This is a genomic window from Azorhizobium doebereinerae UFLA1-100 (assembly GCF_000473085.1).
Taxonomy (GTDB): domain Bacteria; phylum Pseudomonadota; class Alphaproteobacteria; order Rhizobiales; family Xanthobacteraceae; genus Azorhizobium; species Azorhizobium doebereinerae.
Genome location: NZ_AXBA01000002.1, coordinates 154,269 through 176,162, shown reverse-complemented (window position 1 = coordinate 176,162; position 21,894 = coordinate 154,269). Strand labels below are relative to the sequence as shown.

General features: G+C 67.9%; 18 protein-coding genes. 7 read left to right on the top strand and 11 right to left on the bottom strand.

Features of this window, described 5'->3' with window-relative positions; genetic code table 11:
- Positions 1 to 17: 17 nt before the first annotated feature.
- The 3 genes from YU1_RS0103360 to YU1_RS0103350 all read right to left on the bottom strand — a co-directional run bounded on the left by YU1_RS0103360 (position 18) and on the right by YU1_RS0103350 (position 5,562).
- The gene (locus YU1_RS0103360) at positions 18 to 1,856 is read right to left on the bottom strand and encodes a methylmalonyl-CoA mutase family protein (RefSeq protein WP_029002862.1); all 1,839 of its coding nucleotides are present in this window, start codon (positions 1,854 to 1,856) and stop codon (positions 18 to 20) included.
- Positions 1,857 to 1,881: 25 nt separating this feature from the next.
- Positions 1,882 to 3,909 carry an acetyl-CoA carboxylase biotin carboxylase subunit gene (locus tag YU1_RS0103355; protein ID WP_029002861.1) on the bottom strand — a complete coding sequence of 676 codons (2,028 nt, stop codon included), beginning with the start codon at positions 3,907 to 3,909 and terminating at the stop codon, positions 1,882 to 1,884.
- A 120-nt stretch (positions 3,910 to 4,029) separates the two neighbouring features.
- Positions 4,030 to 5,562, bottom strand: a complete 1,533-nt coding sequence (locus YU1_RS0103350; protein WP_029002860.1) for an acyl-CoA carboxylase subunit beta — start codon at positions 5,560 to 5,562, stop codon at positions 4,030 to 4,032.
- Between the two features lie 215 nt (positions 5,563 to 5,777).
- Between YU1_RS0103350 and YU1_RS0103345 the strand changes: the two genes are divergently transcribed.
- Positions 5,778 to 7,199, top strand: coding sequence for a helix-turn-helix domain-containing protein (locus YU1_RS0103345; RefSeq protein WP_029002859.1), 1,422 nt, complete (start codon positions 5,778 to 5,780; stop codon positions 7,197 to 7,199).
- A gap of 3 nt (positions 7,200 to 7,202) precedes the next feature.
- Here the strand turns inward: YU1_RS0103345 and YU1_RS27745 are convergent, their stop codons facing one another.
- The gene (locus YU1_RS27745; RefSeq protein ID WP_051356441.1) at positions 7,203 to 8,351 is read right to left on the bottom strand and encodes a glycosyltransferase family 2 protein; all 1,149 of its coding nucleotides are present in this window, start codon (positions 8,349 to 8,351) and stop codon (positions 7,203 to 7,205) included.
- A 464-nt stretch (positions 8,352 to 8,815) separates the two neighbouring features.
- Between YU1_RS27745 and YU1_RS27740 the strand changes: the two genes are divergently transcribed.
- A complete protein-coding gene (locus tag YU1_RS27740) occupies positions 8,816 to 9,325 on the top strand; it encodes an SH3 domain-containing protein (protein ID WP_051356439.1) in 510 nt (169 codons plus the stop codon).
- A gap of 208 nt (positions 9,326 to 9,533) precedes the next feature.
- Positions 9,534 to 10,889 (top strand): glutamate--tRNA ligase, encoded by a 1,356-nt coding sequence (locus YU1_RS0103330; RefSeq protein ID WP_035713537.1) that lies wholly within the window; start codon positions 9,534 to 9,536, stop codon positions 10,887 to 10,889.
- Positions 10,890 to 10,974: 85 nt separating this feature from the next.
- On the opposite strand, the gene YU1_RS27735 is transcribed toward YU1_RS0103330, so the two are convergent.
- Positions 10,975 to 12,147: a DUF2865 domain-containing protein gene (locus tag YU1_RS27735; RefSeq protein ID WP_156921943.1), complete on the bottom strand. Its 1,173-nt coding sequence runs from the start codon at positions 12,145 to 12,147 to the stop codon at positions 10,975 to 10,977.
- Positions 12,148 to 12,253: 106 nt separating this feature from the next.
- A complete protein-coding gene (locus YU1_RS0103320; RefSeq protein ID WP_029002857.1) occupies positions 12,254 to 13,351 on the bottom strand; it encodes a TRAP transporter substrate-binding protein in 1,098 nt (365 codons plus the stop codon).
- 175 nt (positions 13,352 to 13,526) lie between these two features.
- Here YU1_RS0103320 and YU1_RS0103315 point away from each other — a divergent pair, with 175 nt between their 5' ends.
- Complete coding sequence (locus YU1_RS0103315; RefSeq protein WP_035713536.1) at positions 13,527 to 14,066, top strand: CreA family protein; 540 nt, start codon at positions 13,527 to 13,529, stop codon at positions 14,064 to 14,066.
- Between the two features lie 25 nt (positions 14,067 to 14,091).
- On the opposite strand, the gene YU1_RS0103310 is transcribed toward YU1_RS0103315, so the two are convergent.
- Positions 14,092 to 14,442, bottom strand: coding sequence for a hypothetical protein (locus tag YU1_RS0103310; RefSeq protein ID WP_051356434.1), 351 nt, complete (start codon positions 14,440 to 14,442; stop codon positions 14,092 to 14,094).
- Positions 14,443 to 14,889: 447 nt separating this feature from the next.
- On the opposite strand from YU1_RS0103310, the gene cysS reads away from it, so the two are divergent.
- The 3 genes from cysS to cimA are packed head-to-tail and all read left to right on the top strand — an operon-like array spanning position 14,890 to position 18,424.
- Positions 14,890 to 16,278: a cysteine--tRNA ligase gene (gene cysS, locus YU1_RS0103305; protein WP_029002854.1), complete on the top strand. Its 1,389-nt coding sequence runs from the start codon at positions 14,890 to 14,892 to the stop codon at positions 16,276 to 16,278.
- Positions 16,275 to 16,778 carry a GNAT family N-acetyltransferase gene (locus YU1_RS0103300; protein ID WP_029002853.1) on the top strand — a complete coding sequence of 168 codons (504 nt, stop codon included), beginning with the start codon at positions 16,275 to 16,277 and terminating at the stop codon, positions 16,776 to 16,778. Before cysS ends, YU1_RS0103300 begins: the two co-directional genes overlap by 4 nt.
- Entirely contained in the window at positions 16,775 to 18,424 is a 1,650-nt protein-coding gene (cimA, locus tag YU1_RS0103295) for a citramalate synthase (RefSeq protein WP_051356432.1), read from the top strand. Before YU1_RS0103300 ends, cimA begins: the two co-directional genes overlap by 4 nt.
- 12 nt (positions 18,425 to 18,436) lie before the next feature.
- Here cimA and YU1_RS0103290 read toward each other — a convergent pair whose 3' ends face one another.
- The 4 genes from YU1_RS0103290 to YU1_RS0103275 all read right to left on the bottom strand — a co-directional run bounded on the left by YU1_RS0103290 (position 18,437) and on the right by YU1_RS0103275 (position 21,873).
- Positions 18,437 to 19,069, bottom strand: a complete 633-nt coding sequence (locus tag YU1_RS0103290) for a hypothetical protein (RefSeq protein WP_029002851.1) — start codon at positions 19,067 to 19,069, stop codon at positions 18,437 to 18,439.
- A gap of 206 nt (positions 19,070 to 19,275) precedes the next feature.
- Positions 19,276 to 19,968 (bottom strand): hypothetical protein, encoded by a 693-nt coding sequence (locus YU1_RS0103285; protein ID WP_156921942.1) that lies wholly within the window; start codon positions 19,966 to 19,968, stop codon positions 19,276 to 19,278.
- Positions 19,965 to 21,104 (bottom strand): hypothetical protein, encoded by a 1,140-nt coding sequence (locus YU1_RS0103280; protein WP_029002849.1) that lies wholly within the window; start codon positions 21,102 to 21,104, stop codon positions 19,965 to 19,967. Before YU1_RS0103280 ends, YU1_RS0103285 begins: the two co-directional genes overlap by 4 nt.
- A 157-nt stretch (positions 21,105 to 21,261) precedes the next feature.
- Positions 21,262 to 21,873 (bottom strand): LOG family protein, encoded by a 612-nt coding sequence (locus YU1_RS0103275; RefSeq protein ID WP_029002848.1) that lies wholly within the window; start codon positions 21,871 to 21,873, stop codon positions 21,262 to 21,264.
- Positions 21,874 to 21,894 lie beyond the last annotated feature (21 nt).

The window sequence follows — 21,894 nt, the reverse complement described above, 5'->3', positions numbered from 1 at the left end:
CCGCTCCCGTCCGCGTCTCAGCGCCCGCCGATCCGCAGCGCCGCATGCGCCTCGGTCAGCGCCGCGAGCACGTCGCAGCCTGCCGAGATGAAGCCGTCCACGCCCGCCGCCCGCCAGGCGGCCTCGTGCTCGCCGCCCCGGCCGGCGAGCCAGACCTGGGCCGCGCCGGCATTCTTGAGCGCGGTGGCGGCGGCAGTGGCGTCGGCGGCATAGATCTCGTCGGAGGAGGCGAGGCAGGCGACGGGCGTGCCGGAGACGGCGAAAGCGGCAACCACATCATCGAGACCCGCATAGCCGTCGGTGACGGTGACGCCGAGCCCGCCGGCCTCGAACAGCGCCTTGGCGAAGCCCGCGCGGGCGGTGAAGGCGGCGATCGGGCCGAGCGTGGCCAGGAACACGTGCGGGTTGCCGGCCTGCTCGGCCGCATCGCGCAGCGCCTCGAACGGCTCGGCGAGGCGGTGGGGGGCAAGGGCCTTGTCGGTGGGCGGGTTCTCGCGCGCCGGGACGGGGGCCAGCACCTCCGGCACGCCCTGGCCGAGGATGGGGAATTCCGACGTGCCGGTCAGCGGCTCCTTGCGGGTGGCGATGTCCCTGGCGCGGCGGTCGCGGGCGGCGGCGATCTCCCCCGGCCACCAGCCGCTTTCCAGCGCGTCGGCGAGCCCGCCCTGGCGCTCGATGGCGCGGAACAGTTCCCACGCCGCTCCGGCGAGGCCGTCGGTATGGGCTTCCACGGCGCCGGCGCCCGCGCTCGGGTCGGCCACGCGGTGGAGTTGGCTTTCCTCCAGCAGGATAAGCTGGGTGTTGCGGGCGAGGCGGCGCGCCTGGGCATCCGGCAGGCCGAGGGCCTGGGTGAAGGGCAGCACGGTCAGGCTGTCCGCCCCGCCGACACCGGCGGCAAAGGCGGCGATGGTGCCGCGCAGCAGGTTCACATAGGGATCGCGCCGGGTGAGCGAGCGCCAGGCGGTGGTGGCGTGCACCTTCAGCGGCGTCTCCGGCAGGCCCGCCTCGCGCAGCACCGCGCCCCACAGCAGGCGGATGGCGCGGAATTTGGCGATGGTGGCGATCTGGTTCACGTCGGCGGTGAGCGCCACGTCGATGCGTCGCGCCGCTTCCTCCAGCGGGAAGCCGCCGGTCTCCAGCGCGCGCAGATAGGCCACGGCGGCCGCCAGCACGGCGGCTAGTTCCTGGGCATCGGTGGCGCCGGCGGCATGGTGCACGGCGCCGTCCGCCCGCAGCAGCGGGCCGGAGAAGCCGCGCGCCTTCAGCAGCGCGGCGGTTTCCGCCACGCGATGCGAGAGCATGGCCCACGGCATGGGCGCGGCGCCCACGGCGGCGAGGTCGGCCAGCGGATCGAGGCCGAAGGAGACGTCGAGCGCGGCCGGGTCGAGGTCGCGCTCCGCGACCAGATCGGCATAGGCAAGGGCATTCTCGCGACCCCGGAAGCGCCCGCTTTCCAGCCTGACGCCGATGAGGTCCAGCATTACGCCGCCGAGGATGTGCCCCAAAGGGGCTCCGCCGGGCAGGCCGAAGCCATGGGCGGCGGGGGACGAGGCGAAGACCAGGGTGAGGCCCGAGGCCCCGCCCTCCAGATCCTCGATCGCCTGGGCATTGGCGGCGGCGGGGTCCGGCTGGTCGACGCGGGCGCTGATGGTCCAGGGCGCGCCCGCCGCGCGGCCGGCGACGGGTTGGGCATTGGCCTTGCGCACCGGCAGGGCGTCGAGGGCGAGGCCCTCGGCGGTGCGGGTAACGAGGCGCTTGTCATAGGGCGCGCCCTTCAGCACGCCGTCCACGAGCTTCAGCCAGTCCTCGCGCGTGACCGGCGCGAGGTCGGTGGCGAAGGGGAGGGGTGCGGTCATGGTGTCGCCCTCATTTGCCTCGCCGTCAGGCGAATTCCAGGATCACCGCGTCCACGGCGAGGCTGTCGCCGGCCTTGGCATGCACAGCCTTGATGGTGCCGTCGCGTTCGGCCCGCAGCACGTTTTCCATCTTCATGGCTTCCACCACGGCCAGCGCCTCGCCCGCCTTCACCTCCTGGCCGGGGGTGACGGCGATGGAGACCACGAGGCCAGGCATGGGGCAGAGCACTTCCTTGCCGCCGGCGCCGGTCACCTTCTCCGGCATTAGCAGGGCCAGCGCCGCCTCGCGCTCGGTATAGACCCGCGCCTTCACCGCCACGCCCTGGTGGGCGAGGGCGACGCCGTTGGGGATGGAGCGCACCTGCACGCTGGCGGGCTTGCCCGAGACCGTGCCGGTCCACACCAGGTCGCCCGGCTTCCAGGTGGTGAGCAGGGTGTAGGTGTTGGTCACCTCGCCGCCCCAGGTGAGCAACTGGACCTGGAAGCCGCCGTCGATGGCGTCGATCTCGGCCGACTGGAGCTGCACGCCGCCCTCGCCGGCGAGCTGCACCACGCGGCGGCGGTCGAAGGTCACCGGCGTGCCGGAGATCTGGCCGGAAATCTTGCGCTTGCGGGCGTTGAGCACGTGGTCGATGGTCGCCGCCACCGCGCTCAGCGTGTGCGCCGTCTCGCCGGCGGCGGCGCGGGGGTGGAAGCCGTCGGGATATTCCTCGGCGATGAAGCCGGTGGAGAGCCGGCCCTCGCGCCAGCGCGGATGCGCCATCAGGGCGGAGAGGAAGGGAATGTTGTGGCCGATGCCGTCGATGGCGAAGGCATCGAGCGCATCGCCCTGGGCCTCGATCGCGGCGAGGCGGGTGGGGGCGTGCGTCACTAGCTTGGCGATCATCGGGTCGTAGAACAGGGAGATTTCCCCGCCCTCATAGACGCCGGTGTCGTTACGGACGGTGATGCCGTCGTGCACGCCTTCCGCTGGCGGGCGGTAGGTCACGAGGCGGCCGGTGGAGGGCAGGAAGTTGCGGAACGGGTCTTCGGCATAGACCCGGCCTTCCACCGCCCAGCCGTTGAGCTTCACGCCGTCCTGGGTGATGGCCAGCGGCTCGCCGGCGGCGACGCGGATCATCTGCTCGACAAGGTCGATGCCGGTGATGAGCTCGGTGACCGGATGCTCCACCTGGAGGCGGGTGTTCATTTCCAGGAAATAGAAGCTCTTGTCCTGGCCGGCGACGAATTCCACCGTGCCGGCGCTGTCGTAGCCCACCGCCTTGGCCAGCGCGACGGCCTGCTCGCCCATTTGTCTGCGGGTGGCTTCGTCCAGCAGCGGGGAGGGGGCTTCTTCCACCACCTTCTGGTTCCGGCGCTGGATGGAGCACTCGCGCTCGCCCAGATAGATGACGTTGCCGTGCTTGTCGCCCAGCACCTGGATCTCGATGTGCCGGGGATCGACGATGAACTTCTCCACGAACACCCGGTCGTCGCCGAAGGAGGACTTGGCCTCGCTCTTGGCGCGGTCGAAGCCGTCCTGCACCTCGGCGCGGGAATAGGCGATGCGCATGCCCTTGCCGCCGCCGCCGGCGGAGGCCTTGATCATCACCGGATAGCCGATCTCGTCGGCGATCCTGGCGGCCTCCTCGCCATTCTCGATCACGCCGAGATGGCCGGGCACGGTGGAGACCTTGGCCGCCGCCGCTGCCTTCTTGGATTCGATCTTGTCGCCCATGGCGTCGATGGCATGGGGATTGGGGCCGATGAAGACGATGCCGGCTTCGGCCAGCGCGCGCGGGAAGGCGGCGCGCTCTGACAGGAAGCCGTAGCCGGGATGCACCGCCTCGGCCCCGGTCTGCTTGCAGGCCTCGATGATCTTTTCGATGATCAGATAGGACTGCGCCGCCTGGGGCGGTCCGATATGCGCCGCTTCGTCCGCCATCTCCACATGGAGGGCGTCCTTGTCAGCGTCGGAATAGACGGCCACCGTCTTGATGCCCATCTTGCGCGCCGTCTTGATGACGCGGCAGGCGATCTCGCCCCGGTTCGCGATCAGGATTTTCGAGAACATGCGTTCGGTCCCCAGCGCCGGAGGCGCGTATTTCGTCCCTGGAGGCCGTGACGGCCATCCTTGAGCGTCGCCGGTTCGGCGCCGCGTGGAGGCCCGGGACGCGCCCGGGCCCGACGAGCCCTAGAGCGGCAGGTTGTCGTGCTTCTTCGCCGGCAGCTCCTGCTGCTTGGAACGCAGCATGGCGAGCGCGCGGGCGATGCGCCGACGGGTGGAATGGGGTTTGATGACTTCGTCGATATAGCCCCGTTCCGCCGCCACGAAGGGCGACAGGAAGCGTTCCTCGTAATTCCGGGTCTGGGCGGCGATCTTGTCCGGGTCGCCCATGTCGGCGCGGAAGATGATCTCCACCGCCCCCTTGGCGCCCATCACCGCGATCTGCGCGGTGGGCCAAGCATAGTTCACGTCGCCGCCCACATGCTTGGAGGCCATCACGTCATAGGCACCGCCGAAGGCCTTGCGGGTGATGACCGTGACCAGCGGCACGGTGGCCTGGGAATAGGCGAACAGCAGCTTAGCGCCATGCTTGATGAGGCCGCCATACTCCTGCGCCGTGCCGGGCAGGAAGCCGGGCACGTCGACGAAGGTGACGATTGGGATCTCGAAGGCGTCGCAGAAGCGCACGAAACGCGCGGCCTTGCGCGAGGCGTCGGCATCCAGCACGCCGGCCAGCACCATGGGCTGGTTGGCGACGAAGCCTACCGTGCGGCCCTCGATGCGGCCGAAGCCGGTGACGATGTTGCGTGCGTAGGCCGCCTGGATCTCGAAGAAGTCGCCCTCGTCGACCGTCTTCAGGATCAGCTCCTTGATGTCGTAGGGCTTGTTCGGATTGTCCGGGACCAGGGTGTCCAGGCTCTCGTCGATGCGGTCGGGTTCGTCGAAGGACGGCCATTCCGGCACGCCCACCTTGTTGTTGAGCGGCAGGAAATCGATCAGCCGCCGGGTCTGGAGCAGCATCTCCACGTCATTCTCATAGGCGCCGTCGGCCACCGAGGACTTGGTGGTGTGCACCTTGGCGCCGCCCAGCTCTTCCGCCGTGACGGTCTCGTTGGTCACCGTCTTCACCACGTCCGGGCCGGTGACGAACATGTAGCTCGTGTCGCGCACCATGAAGATGAAGTCGGTCATGGCCGGGGAGTAGACGTCGCCGCCGGCGCACGGGCCCATGATGAGCGAGATCTGCGGGATGACGCCGGAAGCGATGACGTTGCGCTTGAACACCTCGCCATAGCCGCCGAGCGCGGCCACGCCTTCCTGGATGCGGGCGCCGCCGGCATCGAACAGGCCGATGATGGGTGCGCGGGTCTTCAGCGCCAGGTCCTGGATCTTGATGATCTTCTGCGCGTGCGCCTCGGACAGGGAGCCGCCGAACACGGTGAAGTCCTTGGCGAAGACGAAGACCTGCCGGCCGTTGACCGTGCCCCAGCCGGTGACCACGCCGTCGCCGGGGATCTTCTGGGTCTCCATGCCGAAGTCGATGCAGCGGTGCTGCACGAAGGTATCGAACTCCTCGAACGAGCCGCGGTCCAGCAGCAGTTCGATGCGCTCGCGCGCCGTGAGCTTGCCGCGGGCGTGCTGCGCGTCGATGCGCTTCTCGCCGCCGCCGAGCCGGGCGACGCCGCGCCGGTTCTCAAGCTCTTCCAGGATTTCCTTCATATGCAACCCCCGCCGGTTCCCCGTCGGTCCTCACTGTAGCGATGGCGAACCCTCAAGGAAAAGCCCGCTGAAGGGTTCGGGCACAAAGAATGGTACCGGCCGAAGCCGCATGCGTTGCGCCACCTCAAGGCTCGCTAGCAGGTGCAAAGCCAATGTTGAAGATGTAAAAGAACCATGATGCCAATTGTAAAAAATTAGCAATTCGAGGAGGGGCCATGCGGCAAAAGGTTTTCGCCGGCCACGCGGTGCGGCGGCTGAGGGAGAAGCTCAATCTCAAGCAGACGGAGCTGGCGACCCGCTTGCAGGTGTCACCCTCCTATATCAACCAGATCGAGAGCAACCAGCGCCCGCTGACCGCCCCGGTGCTGATCGCCATCAGCCGCGCCTTCGGCGTGGACATCACCACCTTCGGCGCCGACGACCTCGACCGCATCGTCGCCGATCTGCGCGAGACCGCCGCCGATCCCCTGTTCCGCGATCTCGATCTCGGCGTGCAGGACATGAAGGCGGTGGCCAACCTTTCGCCCGCCTTCGCCCATGCCTTTCTGCGTATGCACGTCGCTCTGCGCCGCACCGCCGAATGGCGGGCCTCGTTGGACGACATGCTCACCGCCGGGGGCGCCGGGGCGGACGAGGCCAAGCTCATCCCTTACGAGGAGGTGCGCGACTATTTCCATTACATCGACAATTACGTGGACGAGCTGGACTGCGCCGCAGAAGACCTCGCCGAGCGCCTCGGCGTGCTCGCCGGCCATGACCCCGCCGCCGTCTTCACGGCCCATCTCGCCCGCGCCTATCAGGTGAGCGTGGAGGCGGGGCCGACCGATCCGCAGGCGCCGCTGTCGGCTTATGACGCCAGGGCGAGGCGCCTTGTGCTGTCCGGCGCGCTGGCGCCGCAAGGCCGGGCCTTCCGCCTCGCCGCCGCCATCGCGCAACTGGAGCATGGGGCGCTGGTGGACCGGCTGCTGGCGAGCGCCGGCTTCCGCAGCCAGACGGCGGGGGAGATCGGGCGGCTGGCCTTGCTCAACTATGTGGCGGGTGCGCTGATCCTGCCCTACCGCCGTTTCCTCGCGCTTGCCCGTGCGCGGCGGCACGATCTCGACCGGCTGGTGCTGGAGACGGGGGCGAGCCTGGAGCAGGTGTGCCACCGTCTCTCCACCCTCCAGCGGCCGGGCGCGCGGGGCGTGCCGTTCTATTTCGCCAAGGTGGACCGGGCGGGCAACACAGTGAAACGCCACAGCGCCACCCGCTTCCAGTTCGCCCGCCATGGCGGCGCCTGCCCGGTGTGGAACGTGCACCAAGCCTTCGAGGCCGGCGGGCAGACGCTGGTGCAACTGGGCGAGATGCCGGACGGCGTGCGCTATCTCTGCCTTGCCCGCGGCATCTCCACGCCGACGCTGCGCTACGGCCAGCCGCCGCGCGTCCATGCGCTGGCGCTGGGCTGCGAGGTCTCGTTCGCCGACGACATGGTCTATGCGGACGGGCTGGACATGAAGGCGGCGCCGGTGGCGCGGCTCGGCGTCTCGTGCCGCATCTGCCCACGGCGCGACTGCGACCTGCGCGCCTTCCCGCCGCTCGATCGCGACATCCGCACCGATCCGGCGGTGCGCGGTGTCATCCCGTTCGAGATTCTGTGAGGCTCAGAAGGTGCGGCCGTTGCGGGCGGGGGTGGCCGGTGCCCGCGTGCCGAGCGGCGGCAGCTTGGCCGAGAAGCGCTCCCAGGCATAGGTGAGGCGCTTGGCGGCGTGGCGCATCACCTTGCGGTTGCGCAGCCGGATGCCCCAGTCGAGCCACTTGAGCGCCCTGCGGAACCGTCGCAGCGCGCGCGGATGGAGATAGGGCAGCAGGGTCTCAAGTTCCTCCCGCGCCTCTGGAATGGCGGCGTAATCGCAATCCTGCGTCGCCGCGCGCAGCCGCTCCACGGCGATGGCCAGGAAGCGCGGCAGCACCACCTTGGCGCCGAGGTCGTAGCCGGTGGCGGCATTGCGCGGAAACGCCTCGATCAGCTTCTGCGCGAAGATGAGGCGCGAGCGCGTCATGCGCGGCGAGCGGCTGGCCGAGGTGCCGTGCATCCGCCACGCCGAAAGGGCTTCCGGCACATAGAGGTTGAGATAGCGCGCGCGCAGCAGGCGCAGGAAGAAGTCGTCGTCCTCATAGCCGGACAGGCGTTCGTCGAACCCGCCCACGGCCTCGCTGGCGGAACGGCGGAACAGCGCGGCGGAGGGCAGGATGAACATGTCCTGCGCCAGGCAGTCGAACACGTTGGTCTTGGGGTGGACGACCCCCATGTCGGCCATCAGGCACTGGCGGGTGAGGCCGCCGGTCTCGTCCAGTTCGTCGAGGTCGCTGTAGACCCAGCCGATGCGCTCGGCGTCGGGGTGCGTGAGGAAGGGCTGCTCCAGCACTTCCAGGTGACGCGGGTACCAGAAATCGTCCTGGTCCAGCAGCGCGATGAGCGAGGAGCGGGCATGGGCGATGCCGAAATTGCGCGCGGAGGACTGCCCGCCATTGGGCTTGCTCAGCAGGGTGACGGGGAGGGTGCGCGCCAGTTCGCGCACCACGTCGGCCCCGCCGTCGGTCGAGCCGTCGTCCACCACGATGATCTCGTCCGGCGGCCGGGTCTGATTGACCACGGAGGCAATGGCCTCGGCGATGAAGCGGCGGCCGTTGTAGAGGGGGATGATGGCGGCAATGGTATGCCGCGTCTGGCTGCTGCCCTCCAGCAGCGGTCCGCCCTGCGGATCCGCAGCCGAGATCGGAACCGCCGTGCGGGTATGGGCGGGAGCCATGTGTTCCAAAATCCAAACCCCACGTCAGGTCTGCCGTTGGCGTGCGCCGGCATCCGTGCCGCGCAACCGCCGAACAGCAATGCCGCCCCGCAACGAAACGCGAAAGCTCATCCTTCGTTCCGCCGCGATCCGCAAGCGCCGGCCGAAAAGCTCTCTTTAGAACGTTTCCTTCTCGCTACCATTACCCCCGAAGCGGGCCGGCCGCAAATGCCGCAGTGGTAGCGTGGGACAGTTCCGCTGCCGGTGGGTGGTGGGTAAGCGGCGCAACCGCGGATGTTTCCCCGCTCCGACGCAATAACGCCACGGTGACACCGGACATACCTGCATCTTCCGCGATGGTCTGGTGGGCCGGGAGCATGACGATGGGTTTATCGTTGCGTAGCGCTGGGGCGGCTGCCCTGGTGTGGGTGTGTGGGGCGACGGCGGCTCTGGCCGCGCCCGGTTTCACGACGGGGAACGTGAATATGCGGGCGGGGCCGGACACGGCCTATCCGCGCGTGGCGGTGATTCCCCGCGGCCAGCCGGTGGAGATCGTCGGCTGCCTCGGCAACCAGTCCTGGTGCGACGTGATCTGGGGGCCGAGCCGCGGCTGGGTCTATGGCGACTACCTCGCTTTCATGTACCAGGGCCGCACGGTGCTGGTGCCGGAATATGCGCCGGTGATCGGCATTCCGGTGGTCGGCTTCAGCTTCAACAATTATTGGGGCTCCTATTACCGTGGCGCGCCGTGGTGGAACCAGTATGGCCGCTGGCAATACTACCAGCCGCGCCCGCGTCCCGGCTGGGGTGCGCCGCCCCCGGGGCCGGGGCCCCGTCCGCCCGGCTGGTGGCGGGACAACTATCGCCCAGGTCCCTATCCCGGACCGGGCGGCGGCTATCAGGGGCATCCCGGGTGGCATGGCCAACCGGGATGGCAGGGTCAGCCAGGATGGCAGGGCCAGCCGGGCCGCCCGCCGGGTCAGCCCGGCTGGTAGGCAGCAGCCGAGCCGTCCGCCTGCGCCCTCGCCGGCACAGCCCCGGGGCAGCAGCCGCGCGCGCCCAGCGCGCCGCCTGGCCCGCTTCAGGGCCGCCCGCCGAGCCAGTCACATCCAGCGGGGGCCTGCATGGCCCCCGCTTCCGTTCCGATGATCCGGCCCATCGCCGCATAGCCAGCCGGACGCAACCTGCTCTATAGCGTCGTCCATGCCGTACGCTCCCGCCCCCGTCTTCCGTTTTGCGCCATCGCCCACCGGGTTCATCCACGTGGGCAATGCCCGTACCGCGCTGCTCAACGCCCTGCTGGCGCGGCGGGCGGGTGGCACCTTCGTGCTGCGGTTCGACGATACGGACCTTGCCCGCTCCCGCGCCGAATATGCTGACGCCATCGCGCAGGATCTGGCCTGGCTCGGCATCCCGCCCGATCAGGTGGCCCACCAGTCCGCGCGCCTGCCGCTCTATGCCGCCGCTGCCGAGCGGCTGAAGGCGCAGGGCAGCCTCTATCCCGCATATGAAAGCGAAGACGAGCTGGACCTGAAGCGCGGCCTCCAGCGGGCTCGTGGCCTGCCGCCGGTCTACGACCGCGCGGCCCTCGCCTTGACGGATGCGGACCGGGCCCGCCTGGAGGCGGAAGGTCGCAAGCCGCACTGGCGCTTCAAGCTCGACCAGCGCGTGGTGGCCTGGGACGACGGCGTGCGCGGCCCCCAGCAGGTGGACACGGCAAGCCTGTCCGATCCGGTGCTGGTGCGGGCGGACGGCACCTATCTCTATACGCTGCCTTCGGTGGTGGACGACCTGGAGATGGGCGTGACCGACGTGGTGCGCGGCGAGGACCACGTCACCAACACGGCGGTGCAGATCGAGATCATCCAGGCCCTGGGCGGCACGGCGCCGCGCTTCGCCCACCACAATCTGCTTACCTTGCCCAATGGCGAGGGGCTGTCGAAGCGGCTCGGCCACCTTTCGCTCCGCGCCTTGCGCGAGGCGGGGCAGGAGGCGCTGGCGGTGGCCGCCCTTGCCGTACTGGTGGGCACGTCCGAGGCGGTGGTGCCGGTGGAGAGCCTTGACGTGCTGGCGGGCAAGATCGCCCTCGACCACATTTCGCGCGCGCCGGCGCGCTTTGATCCCGACGACTTGCCGCAACTGACCGCACGCACGCTGCACCATCTGCCGTTCGCGGCAGTGGAGGCACGGCTGAAAGCGGCGGGACTTGCCGCGACCGAGGCCTTCTGGCTGGCGGTGCGCGGGAATCTCGCCACCTTCGCGGACGCCGCCGAATGGTGGGCCATCTGCACCGGCCCGCTGGTGCCCGCCGATGCCGGGGATGACGCGGCGTTCCTGGCGGCGGCGGCGGCGTGCCTGCCGCCCGAGCCCTGGGACCCGGGCACCTACAAGACGTGGATCGCGCAGGCCAAGCAGGCGGGCGGGCGCAGCGGCAGGGCGCTGTTCCACCCCATCCGCCTCGCGCTTACCGGCCGGGAGACCGGACCGGAGCTTGCGGCGCTGCTGCCGGTGATGGGACGGGCGCGGGTGGAGGGCCGGCTGGCCGGAAAGCTGGCCTGAGCAATACCGGCAGGGCGCGGGTGCCGCTCGGCCCCGGAAGCGGGAATGAAGAAAGGCCGGTGAGGCTCGCTCACCGGCCCTTGTCTTATTGGCCCTGGCCGCCAGTCGCCGGCACCATGCGGACCGGCCGCTGGCCGGGCTGCTCGGAGGCGGGGGCGAGCGGAGCGGTGTTGGTCGCGGAGGTGGGATCGAGCTGGCTGTTGCTGCTGCCGCTGCGCGACGAGGACGACGCCGTGCGGCCCTTGTTGCCTGCGGCCTGAGCCGGATCGCCGGCGGGGCGCGGCTGCGACATGGCCTTGGCCTGCTCCTCGGTGACGAGGATGTCGCCCTTCTCCAGCGTGGACTGGTCGTCGAGACCGGCGAGCGCCTGGGCCCAGGACTGGCCCGGGGCGCGGCAGGAGCAGCTGGAGACGAGCTGCTTGCGATAGAGCAGGGCGCTCGGTAGCGACATGTAGGGCTTGCCCGTCACCGAGGTGGCCTGCTGGATGTCCTCGCCGGGGTTGCGATAGGTGTAGAGTTGGGCTTCCGCCGCCGGGCACAAGCGCCGGCACAGCGCATCGTCGCTGGCGAACTTCGCCGGGATGGTGGCGTAGGAGATCGGGAAATAGAAGCCGTCGCAGGTGCGCACGCACACCGTGCGGTAGGTGGAGGACTTCGGCAGGTCCATGGGCTGGACATCCATGCCCGGTGCTTCCTCCGGCTCGGAGTTCACCGGCCCGCCGAACAGGGCCTCGAAGAAATTGCGCGGGCGGGCGGCCTGCCGGGTGGGTTGCGGGCCGACGATGTTCTGCGCCGCGGCCCGGTATTGCGGGCCGCAATTGTTCTGCGCCAGCGCCATGATCAGCTGGCGGCGCTGGCCGTCCTTGTCGCCATTGGACTTGTCGAGGCTGGCGATGGAGGCCCGCAGGCGGGAGATCTGGTCGTCCACCTGGTCGCACTGCGCCGGACGGGGCGGCCCCTGGAAGATGAAGAAGCCGCGCGGGGCTTCGCAGTTCATGCCCTTGGCCTGCGCCACCAACTGGTCGAGCTGGGCCCGCATCTGCTGGGCCTGAGCGGCGCGGGCCTGGGCCGCGGGGTCGACGCCCCGGTCGAGGGTGGCGAGCGCTCCCTCCAGTTGCATGCAGGAAGGCGCCTGAGCCTGCGCGGTCACCTGCGCCTGCCCCGCCGCCTGCGGCTGCGCCGTTGCCTGAGCCTGTGCTGCCGCCGGCGCCATGGCGAGCGCCGCCATGGCCAGACCAAACCACCTTACTGCTGTCATTCTCGTCCCTGCACCGGGCCCGTTGGAGATCTAGGGCGCTTATAGCCTCCCAAGAGGCACGCCAACGATGACCAAAGTTAGGACCGCACGAAATTCTTCGTGAACGTCAGCTCCGGCCGCGCATGCGGATGTTGAAGCTGTCGTAGGAATATTCCGCGATCTGCCACCACACCAGTTGCTCGGTGCGCATGGCCATCATGCTGTCCAGCGCCTTCTTGAAGGCCGGGTTTTGCGCGGCAAGCTCGTGATACAGCTCGAACGAGGCCTTGTAGCCGGCTTCCATGATCGGCTGCGGGAAGGCGCGCAGCTCCGCGCCTTGCTGCACCAGGCGGCGCAGCGCCGGCGGGTTCACCGCATCGTACTTCGCCAGCATCCAGTTGTTCGCCGCTTCGCAGGCGTTGCGCAGGATGGCCTGGTAGTGCTTCGGCAGCTTGTCCCACTGCTCCTGGTTGATGACCAGGTGCAGCATGGCGCCGCCCTCCCACCAGCCGGGGTAGTAATAGTATTTCGCCACCTTCACGAGGCCGAGCTTCTCGTCGTCATAGGGGCCGACGAACTCTGCCGCGTCGAGCGTGCCGCGCTCCAGCGAGGGATAGACGTCGCCGGGGGCGATCTGCTGCGGCACCACACCGAGCTTGGCCAGCACCTGCCCGCCGATGCCGCCGATGCGGAACTTCAGGCCCTTGAGGTCGTCGAGCGTGTTCAGTTCCTTGCGGAAGAAGCCGCCCATCTGGCAGCCGGAATTGCCAGCCGGGATGCCGAGGACATTGTAGTTCTTCAGCACGCCGTTGATGATCTCGTCGCCGCCGCCGAAATGCCACCAGGAGTGCTGCTGGCGCGAGTTGAAGCCGAACGGCACGCCGGTGCCGAAGGCGAGCGTCGGATCCTTGCCGATGTAGAAATAGGTCGCCGTATGGGCGCATTCCACCGAGCCGGTAGACACGGCATCGAGCGCCTGGAGGCCTCCGACGATCTCACCCGCCGGGAAGGTCTGGATCTGGAACTTGCCGTCGGTCGCCTCGGCCACCAGCTTGGCCAGCATCTGCGCGGTGCCGTAGATGGTATCCAGCGAGCGCGGGAAGGAAGAGGTGAGGCGCCACTTCACCTCAGGCGCCGTCTGGGCGATGGCCGGCATGGCGACGGCGCTCGAGGCGAGCGCAGCGGTCGCGGAAGCGCCGAGGAACCGGCGGCGTTGACGATCCATGATGTCTCCAGGGCGTCTTGGTTTTGTTGCGCGATCTGGTGTCACGCCGCGCGCACGGCGTCAATGTTTCGTCGCGTGACGGGCAGCGATGGCCGGCGGCGCCGATGCCGCATCTTCTGCGGAGGCCTCGCCCTCATTATATGAGCCGGGCCACTCTGTGAGGATTGCCGTCCCCATGACCTTGCCGACCTCCATTCCGCTGCGCGGTGCCTTGGCGTTTGCCGGCGCCCTGGCCCTGAGCCTTGCCGTCACCTGCGCGGACGCCGCCTCGCAGGAGCCGGACCCGATCTTCAAGAAGTCCACGGTGTGGAAGTTCATGACGCCGGACGACAAGCTGGCGGTCTATGGCATCGACGATCCGGTCGTGGCCGGGGTCGCCTGCCACTATACCGTTCCGGAGAAGGGCGGCGTGAAGGGCATGGTGGGCATCGCCGAGGAGGTGTCCGACATCTCGCTCGCCTGCCGGCAGGTCGGGCCCATCTCCTTCAAGGAGAAGTTCGAGCAGGGCGACGTGGTGTTCCGCCAGAGCCGGTCGCTGTTCTTCAAGAAGATGCAGATCGTGCGCGGCTGCGACGCCAAGCGCAACGTGCTGGTCTATCTGGTCTATTCGGACAAGCTGATCGAAGGCAGCCCGAAGAACTCCACCTCTACCGTGCCGATCATGCCGTGGGGCGCGTCCGGCGAGGTGCCGCGCTGCGCGGACTTCGTGAAGTGAGGGCGTGGCCGGCCGTTGAGGCCGGTCAGCGGGTGCAGGCGATGGCCACCACCGGGCTCTTGGCCTCGCTCTCGCCGCGGGCGATGGTGGTGACGCCGGTGGAGCCGGTGACCGCGATGCGGCCGAAGTCCAGCGCGCGGCCATACTCATGGGTGCGGCACCAGGCGTTGGCGACTTCCGCCCCACAGGGCTCGCCATTGGCGAGGCAGGTGTCCACGCCGTAGCCGTCGGAATTCTCGATCAGGAAGATGCGGGTATCGGCGGCCAGGGCCGCGGTGCCGGCGACCAGGCTGCCGGCGATCAGCAGCCACAGGCCCGCGCTGCGCGGACGGGACGGCAGGAGCCCGGAGCGGGACCGGGAAGCGAAGCTCGTCATGGGATGGACGGCGACCTTTGATCCGGAGGCTGGGGCCTCCGCTGGGGAACCGGCAGGGACGGGATGTGCCGCAGGCCGCCCTCTCGGCGAGCGCGCGATTCCCATTTGCAGTGCAGCACGGCATAGCCTTCGCCCGGCGCGCCGGTCAACCCTCTCGGAGCGGCAGGGCACGCCTGCCCCCGTAAACGTGAAAGGGCTTGACGGCGTGCCCCCGTCCCAGCATTGTCCGCCGCCATGAACGGCCTCGGACCTTTCTCCGGCACTTTGCTGCCGATTATTTGCGGTTAGCCCTGAAAGCTGGCCGCGGCCGTCCCTTGCTGCATCCCTGACGAGGAAGAATGGACGCACCGGCCCAGCGGGACGGGAGCGTTTGGAAAGCCGTGACAAGCGGCTCGTCAGCCGCCCGGCGCCACTGCCGCCGGGCCGGCCCACAGGGGAGCGGACCAGATGGAGCTGCGGCTCTACAATACGCTGACGCGGTCGAAGGATCCCTTCCGCCCGCTCGATCCGAACCACGTGCGCCTGTATGTGTGCGGGCCGACGGTCTATGACCATGCCCATATCGGCAATGCGCGTCCGGTCATCGTGTTCGACGTGCTCTACCGCCTGCTGCGGCGGCTCTATGGGGCGGCGCACGTGCGCTATGTGCGCAACATCACGGACGTGGACGACAAGATCAACGCCCGCGCCGCCGAGCGGAACATCTCCATCCGCGACCTGACGGAAGAGACCTACGCCTGGTTCCGCGATGATACGGCGGCCCTCGGCTGCCTGCGGCCGGATGTGGAGCCGCGCGCCACCGAGCACATCTTCGAGATGCAGGCGCTGATCGAGCGGCTGGTGGCCAGCGGCCATGCCTACGTGGCCGAGGAGCATGTGCTGTTCAGCGTGCCGGCCATGCCGGAGTACGGCAAGCTCTCCCGCCGCCCGCTGGACGAGATGCTGAACGGCGCCCGCGTGGACGTCGCCCCGTTCAAGCGCGATCCCATGGACTTCGTGCTGTGGAAGCCGAGCGCCGAGGGGCAGCCGGGCTGGCCCTCGCCGTGCGGCATCGAGACCCCCGGTCGCCCGGGCTGGCATATCGAATGCTCGGCCATGTCGTGGCGCCACCTGGGCGAGACCTTCGACATCCATGGCGGCGGCATCGACCTCGTCTTCCCGCACCATGAGAACGAGATCGCCCAGTCGCGCTGCGCCTTCGGCACCGGCACCATGGCCCAGGTGTGGATGCACAACGGCTTCCTGCTGCTGGAAGGCGAGAAGATGTCGAAGTCGCTCGGCAACTTCGTCACCATCCGTGAACTGCTGGCCGACTGGCCGGGCGAGGTGCTGCGCCTCGCCATGCTGTCCACCCATTATCGCCAACCCATCAACTGGACCCGCCAGGGCATCGGCTTTGCCGCCAAGACGCTGGACAAGTGGTACCGCGTCATCGGCGACGTGGAGGCGGAGACCGGCGAGGACAATCCGTTCGAGAGCGAGATCGCCGACCGGCTGGGCGACGACATCAACTCGCCCTCCGCCATCACCCACCTGCACCATCTCGCCGAGGTGGCAGAGCATGAGGACGCCTCCTCCGCCCTCAAGCGCCGCTTCAAAGGCGCCGCCAACCTCATGGGCCTGCTGGAGGAGACGGAAACCCAGTGGCGCGCGCGCCAGCGGGCGGCGGTGGCGGTGGACCCCGAGGCCATCGCCGAGCTGATCGCCCAGCGCAATGCGGCGCGCAAGGCCCGCGACTTCTCCGCCGCCGATCATATCCGCGAGCAATTGGCGGCCCAGGGCGTGGTACTGATGGACAACAAGGACGGAACGACGAGCTGGGAGCTGGCGCGATGAGCGCGGGCGCCCCCGCCATCGCGCTGCGCCCGGCGCTGCCGGGCGACACGCCGGTGCTCGCCGCCATCCTGCGCGCGGCGGTCTTTGAGCTGACGTCGGAGGACTATGATTCCGACCAGCAGGAAGCCTGGGTCGAGGTGGCCGAGGACGAGGCGGACTTCGGCGCTCGCCTCGCCGAGCGGCTGACCCTGGTGGCGACGCGCGAGGGCGAGCCGGTGGGCTTCATCGCGCTGAAGGACAACAAGGCCATCGACCTGCTCTACGTGCATCCGGATGCGGTGGGGCAGGGGGTGGCCACCCTGCTGTGCACCGCCGCCGAAACCCTGGCGAAGGCCCGTGGCTCGCAGAGCCTCTCCGCGGACGCCAGCGACACGGCGCTCGGCTTCTTCCAGAAGCGGGGCTATGTTCCCCAGCGTCGCAATACGGTTCCCCTCGGCGCCGCCTGGCTCGGCACCACCACGGTGGAGAAGCGCCTCGGGGACGGGAGCGCGGTGCAATGACCACCAGCCTTGCCACGCCCGAGGCGGCGGTGCCCGCCGAGCATCTGGCGCCTGCCCGCGAGCGGCTCTATCTGTTTGACACCACGCTGCGCGACGGCGCGCAGACCAACGGCGTCGATTTCACCCTGGCCGACAAGCTCAACGTCATCGGCCTGCTGGACCGGCTGGGCGTCGACTATGTGGAGGCCGGCTATCCCGGCGCCAATCCCACCGACACCCAGCTGTTTGCCCAGCGCCGTGCCTCCAAGGGCAAGGTGGCGGCGTTCGGCATGACCAAGCGGCCGGGTCGCTCGGTGTCCAACGACCCCGGCGTCGCCGCTTTGCTGGCCGCCGAGGCGGACGCCATCTGCTTCGTCGCCAAGGCCTCCGCCTTCCAGGTGCGGGTGGCGCTGGAGACGACCGAGGAGGAAAACCTCGCCTCCATCCGCGAAAGCGTTGCCGCTGCGGTGGCCGCCGGGCGCGAGGCGCTGGTGGATTGCGAGCATTTCTTCGACGGCTTCAAGGAGAAGCCGGAGTTCGCGCTGGCCTGCGCGGAAGCGGCCTATCAGGCCGGCGCGCGCTGGGTGGTGCTGTGCGACACCAATGGCGGCACGCTGCCCCATGAGGTGGAAGCCATCGTGCGGCGCGTCACCGAGCGCGTGCCGGGCGACCATCTCGGCATTCATGCGCATAACGATACCGAACAGGCTGTGGCCAATTCGCTCGCCGCCGTGCGCGCCGGCGCCCGCCAGATCCAGGGCACGCTGAACGGCCTCGGCGAGCGCTGCGGCAATGCCAATCTGTGCTCGCTGATCCCGACCTTGCTGCTGAAGGGCGACTATGCGGCGCGCTTCGAGACCGGCGTGAGCACGGAGGCGCTGGCCGAGATCGGCCACGTCTCGCGCACGCTGGACGAGATGCTCAACCGCTCGCCAGACCGGCATGCGCCTTACGTGGGCGAGAGCGCCTTCGCCACCAAGGCCGGCATCCACGCCTCCGCCATCCTGAAGGATCCTTCCACCTACGAGCATGTGGCTCCGGAGACGGTGGGCAACCGGCGGCGCGTGCTGGTCTCCGACCAGGCAGGCAAGTCCAACGTGCTGGCCGAGCTGGAGCGGCTCGGGGTGGCCGTGGACAAGGCCGACCCGCGCCTGTCCCGCCTGCTGGACGAGGTGAAGGGCCGCGAGGCGCTGGGCTATGCCTATGAGGCGGCGGACGCCTCCTTCGCCTTGCTGGCGCGGCGCATGCTGCATTCGGTGCCGGACTATTTCGCCGTGGAGCGGTTCAGCGTGAATGTGGAGCGCCGCTACAATGCGCGCGGCGAAATGGCGACGGTGGCGGAAGCCATCGTGAAGGTGAAGGTGGACGAAGAGACCTTCATCTCCGCCGCCGAGGGCAATGGCCCAGTGAACGCGTTGGACGTGGCCCTGCGCAAGGATCTGGGCAAATACCAGCCCTATATCGCCGGGCTGCGGCTGACCGACTATCGCGTGCGCATTCTCAACGGAGGCACGGAGGCGGTGACGCGCGTGCTGATCGAGAGTTCGGACGAGACCGGCGCGCGCTGGACCACGGTGGGCGTCTCCCCGAACATCATCGACGCCTCCTTCGAGGCGCTGCTGGATTCCATCACCTGGAAGCTGCTGCAAAGCGGCGCGCCGGGCTGAGCCCCGCGTGTCTCAAGCGCCCGGTGCGGGGGTGGTGCCGGACGTCTGGAGTTCGATGGGGAAGGGCGAAGGCTGCCAGTATTTCTCGATTTTGAAGCTTTGGGCGGACTGCCGTTCCCATGCGGTCAGCTGGCGCGCGATGCCCGCCCGGTCGTCTTCGGCAAGCAGCGGACCGAGTTTCTGCGGAACATCGAGCAGGTCGTCGCCGCTGGGGGCGTTGCGCGGCATCAACTTCGGATGCCACAGCAGGCAGCAGGTCCGTCGCGCGCCCTCGAGGTCTCCGAGCGCGGCTTCGAACAGCAACCGGCGGGCAGGGATGGCGGCCCAGTGCGGGAATAGGGGGCGGCCTGACGCTGTCAGGTCCATGAAATCCTGAATGGACGTGATGGACCGCAATATAGGGAGGGCTACTTCTTCGATCCGTTCGGCGAGTTCTTCATCGAGGCCGGGTTCGTCAATCCGCCAGGAGTGACGCGTGCGTCGCTGTATGAATTCATCCCAGCCTATTCCGCCATTCCGGCGGGGGGCAAACATGTACGTCACGCCCCAATCCGGATCGAATGACGCTTTGTCGATGGTCCGCTTCAAATGTATGGCGCGCAGGATGTGTCCTACCGGCTTTAGGACGATATGGCGTTGCACCATGACCGCATCTGGATTCCGCCCAAGAAATTTCCGTGCAACCGTTTGAGCCTGCTTTATCGTCGTCATTGTGCGGCGGCCTCAGGCTGATTGCGGAAGGACATTAAAGGTTAGCTTTGAGCTTATCGATATGAATTTCAATACTCGGTCTTAATCAATCACCTCGCATTTCACGCGAACACAAAACCGGCTAATGGTGTCTCAAAAAATCAGGCGCCAGCGGTTGGGTCGATTTCGGGTGCTTGGGCCTCGATGGGGAAGGGCGAGGGCTGCCAGTATTTCTCGATTTTGAACGTACGAGCGGAGATTTGCTCCCACTCGGTCAGCTGGCGCGCGATGCCGGCGCGGTCGTCCTTCGCGAGCAGCGGGCAGAGGGCTTCGGGGACAATAGGACGATCATCGGTGGGGCCAGCGCTCCGTGTTGAGGCGAGTTCCTTGAGCCGGGCGCAGCATTCCCGTGCTTCTTCGAGATTGCCGAGAGCGGCATTGAAGACGAGGCTCCGTTCCACCCCGGCATCCCATGGTTCAAAGAACGTATAGGGGGCGTGGGTAAACGTCATGAAATCATCAATTGTTTGGATCGAGCGAAGAATGGGAAGGACCTTTTCGACTTCTTGCGTCAGCATCTGCTGGACGTTGGGGTTCGTCATGACCCAAGATTCATCGTCCGTGGCCCGGATCAAGACGTCCCACCGAATGCCTCCCGAAGTCCGCGGCACGAAGAGATAGGTGGCTCCGAATTGCGGCGTGAATCCCTGCGGGTCGAGCGTTTGCTCAAGATCGATGGCGCGCAGGATGTGGTGAACGGGTTTCAGCACAAGAAGGCGCCGCGCCATGAAGAGATCAGGGTTTCGTTCCAGCAGGGGCTCCGCAAGCCGTTTCATGTCTGAGATAGTTGTCATTCTGTGGGCCTTATCTCTATGACAAAAATACGGTTGGCATCTTTTTTGAATTTGTGGACGTTTTCGGCTATCTCTTTCATCCGTCCCGGAATTAATCGGCTCTTGCCTGTTTTAATATCATATACGCACACGTCGCCATTTCCAGCGTCCTCAAGTACATCGATTCGGATGGTGCCTAACCTTCCGTAAACTCCTTCTCCCTCTTGATTTGATTTAAGTAGCGATTTTTCAGCCAAATATCGTCCAGATCTGTCTTTTGATATTTTATTTTTTAGAATGGTATGTACAGCCGTGCCATATGTTGCCGGGGACGAGTATTTATTTTTATCTCCTGCGTCAATGGTGGCGGAATTCGTCTGACCTTGTACCTTTTTCATGCCTCGGCACTGGTCTCTCACTTTTTCGAAAGTCTGCTCGCCGACATAGCTCAATTCAAGCCCTTTTCCCTGGGCGCCGCTGTATTCACGCGCATTGAAGGCAATCACCGGCTGGTCGCCGCCGTTGAGCGCATTGAGCGCGGCCCTCGCGGCGAAGAGGGTGAACGCCAGTTCGACGGTCGCCGTCACGGCAGGGACCGCCAAGAAAGGCAGGAACGCCGGCTGCACCAGCGGGACCGTCTCCAGGCCGTGCTGGCCCCAGACGCTCTGGCTGATGGCCTGCCCCCGACCGTCGAACATGGTCTGGGTGTCGCCGGCATTCTCGACGATCAGGATGTTGCCATCGGCTCCCTCGATGAGGTGGCGCGTGTTCCAGGCGCTATCCCCGCCCGCCGGGGCGTATTCCGAGTAGATGCGGCTGCCGTCAGGCCCGGCCACCAGTTCGCGGGCGAGCGAACCATCCGGCCGGTAGTCCCGGCCGAGGGCGCGCCAGCCCTCGGCGTGAAGGGCGTCTTGGGTCGTATCGGCCTGCGTCGGGGAGCGGGCCTGTCCGATGCGCGCGCGGGCTGCGCCGCTGCCGCTTCCGCCGCCGTCGATCCATTGCCCGCCGATCGGCGTGCCGGCGGGTGCGCGGGGCTGGTTTTCATCGTAGCGCAGCGCCAATTGCAGGCGCAGCAGCTTGACCTGGAGGCGGATGAAGGCGACGTCGCAACGCAGCCGCAGGAGCGCGCTGTAGTCCTCGGGGTCAAGCATCGTCATCCCTCCACGCCGCGGATGCGGCGGGGAAGGAGTTTATGGGATTAAATACCTAGGCCCATAAGTCGGGTCGTCGAAAGAGTGGTGATGCTTGCAAAGTCTGGCTTTCCGGCTGGCAGGTGCGTCGAATTCTGCGCAGGGATCTCCGGGGTGCCCCGCCTCAGAGCCGGGCCACCACGTCCGCGTCGCGCGGCGTGTGCAGTTCGTCCTCGGAGACGCCGGCCGCAGCGGCGCGAAGCCGGGGCAGGATCTCGCTCACCTCCTCCGCCACCAAGAGGTTCACCGGGTTGGTGGCGTGGATGAAGGCGCTGGAGCGCATATGGTCGAGCAGGCTCAGGAACGGGTCCCAGAAGCCGCCGGTGTTGAGCACCAGGATGGGCTTCGCGTGCTGCCCGAGCTGCGCCCAGGTGAGTTGCTCCACCAGTTCCTCCAGCGTGCCCACCCCGCCCGGCAATGCCACGAACGCGTCGGCGCGTTCGAACATCAGGCGCTTGCGCTCGTGCATGTCGGCGGTGACGATCATTTCCGCCTCATAGGCGAAGGCGCGCTCGCGCGAAATCAGGAACTCCGGGATGATGCCCGTGACCTTGCCGCCGGCCAATGCGGTGGCGGTCGCCACCTCGCCCATCAGGCCGATGCCGCCGCCGCCATAGACGAGGCGGACGCCGTTGCGGGCAAGGTCCGCGCCGAAGGCCCTGGCCTGCGCGACAAAGCGCGGATCGGAGCCGTGCGAGGAGCCGCAATAGACGCAAACGCTGTGAATGCTGGCCATGGACCCTGCTGTATCGTGTGT

Excerpts from the sequence above, each read along its gene's own strand:
- YU1_RS27735 (WP_156921943.1), bottom strand. The coding sequence starts at position 12,147 with ATGACAGCAGTAAGGTGGTTTGGTCTGGCCATGGCGGCGCTCGCCATG.
- YU1_RS0103320 (WP_029002857.1), bottom strand. The coding sequence starts at position 13,351 with ATGGATCGTCAACGCCGCCGGTTCCTCGGCGCTTCCGCGACCGCTGCG.
- YU1_RS0103330 (WP_035713537.1), top strand. The coding sequence starts at position 9,534 with ATGCCGTACGCTCCCGCCCCCGTCTTCCGTTTTGCGCCATCGCCCACC.
- YU1_RS0103360 (WP_029002862.1), bottom strand. The coding sequence starts at position 1,856 with ATGACCGCACCCCTCCCCTTCGCCACCGACCTCGCGCCGGTCACGCGC.
- cysS (WP_029002854.1), top strand. The coding sequence starts at position 14,890 with ATGGAGCTGCGGCTCTACAATACGCTGACGCGGTCGAAGGATCCCTTC.
- YU1_RS0103350 (WP_029002860.1), bottom strand. The coding sequence starts at position 5,562 with ATGAAGGAAATCCTGGAAGAGCTTGAGAACCGGCGCGGCGTCGCCCGG.
- YU1_RS0103355 (WP_029002861.1), bottom strand. The coding sequence starts at position 3,909 with ATGTTCTCGAAAATCCTGATCGCGAACCGGGGCGAGATCGCCTGCCGC.
- YU1_RS0103345 (WP_029002859.1), top strand. The coding sequence starts at position 5,778 with ATGCGGCAAAAGGTTTTCGCCGGCCACGCGGTGCGGCGGCTGAGGGAG.
- YU1_RS0103300 (WP_029002853.1), top strand. The coding sequence starts at position 16,275 with ATGAGCGCGGGCGCCCCCGCCATCGCGCTGCGCCCGGCGCTGCCGGGC.
- YU1_RS0103280 (WP_029002849.1), bottom strand. The coding sequence starts at position 21,104 with ATGACGATGCTTGACCCCGAGGACTACAGCGCGCTCCTGCGGCTGCGT.
- YU1_RS0103315 (WP_035713536.1), top strand. The coding sequence starts at position 13,527 with ATGACCTTGCCGACCTCCATTCCGCTGCGCGGTGCCTTGGCGTTTGCC.
- YU1_RS0103285 (WP_156921942.1), bottom strand. The coding sequence starts at position 19,968 with ATGACAACTATCTCAGACATGAAACGGCTTGCGGAGCCCCTGCTGGAA.
- YU1_RS0103275 (WP_029002848.1), bottom strand. The coding sequence starts at position 21,873 with ATGGCCAGCATTCACAGCGTTTGCGTCTATTGCGGCTCCTCGCACGGC.
- YU1_RS0103310 (WP_051356434.1), bottom strand. The coding sequence starts at position 14,442 with ATGACGAGCTTCGCTTCCCGGTCCCGCTCCGGGCTCCTGCCGTCCCGT.
- cimA (WP_051356432.1), top strand. The coding sequence starts at position 16,775 with ATGACCACCAGCCTTGCCACGCCCGAGGCGGCGGTGCCCGCCGAGCAT.
- YU1_RS27740 (WP_051356439.1), top strand. The coding sequence starts at position 8,816 with ATGCGGGCGGGGCCGGACACGGCCTATCCGCGCGTGGCGGTGATTCCC.
- YU1_RS0103290 (WP_029002851.1), bottom strand. The coding sequence starts at position 19,069 with ATGGTGCAACGCCATATCGTCCTAAAGCCGGTAGGACACATCCTGCGC.
- YU1_RS27745 (WP_051356441.1), bottom strand. The coding sequence starts at position 8,351 with ATGGCTCCCGCCCATACCCGCACGGCGGTTCCGATCTCGGCTGCGGAT.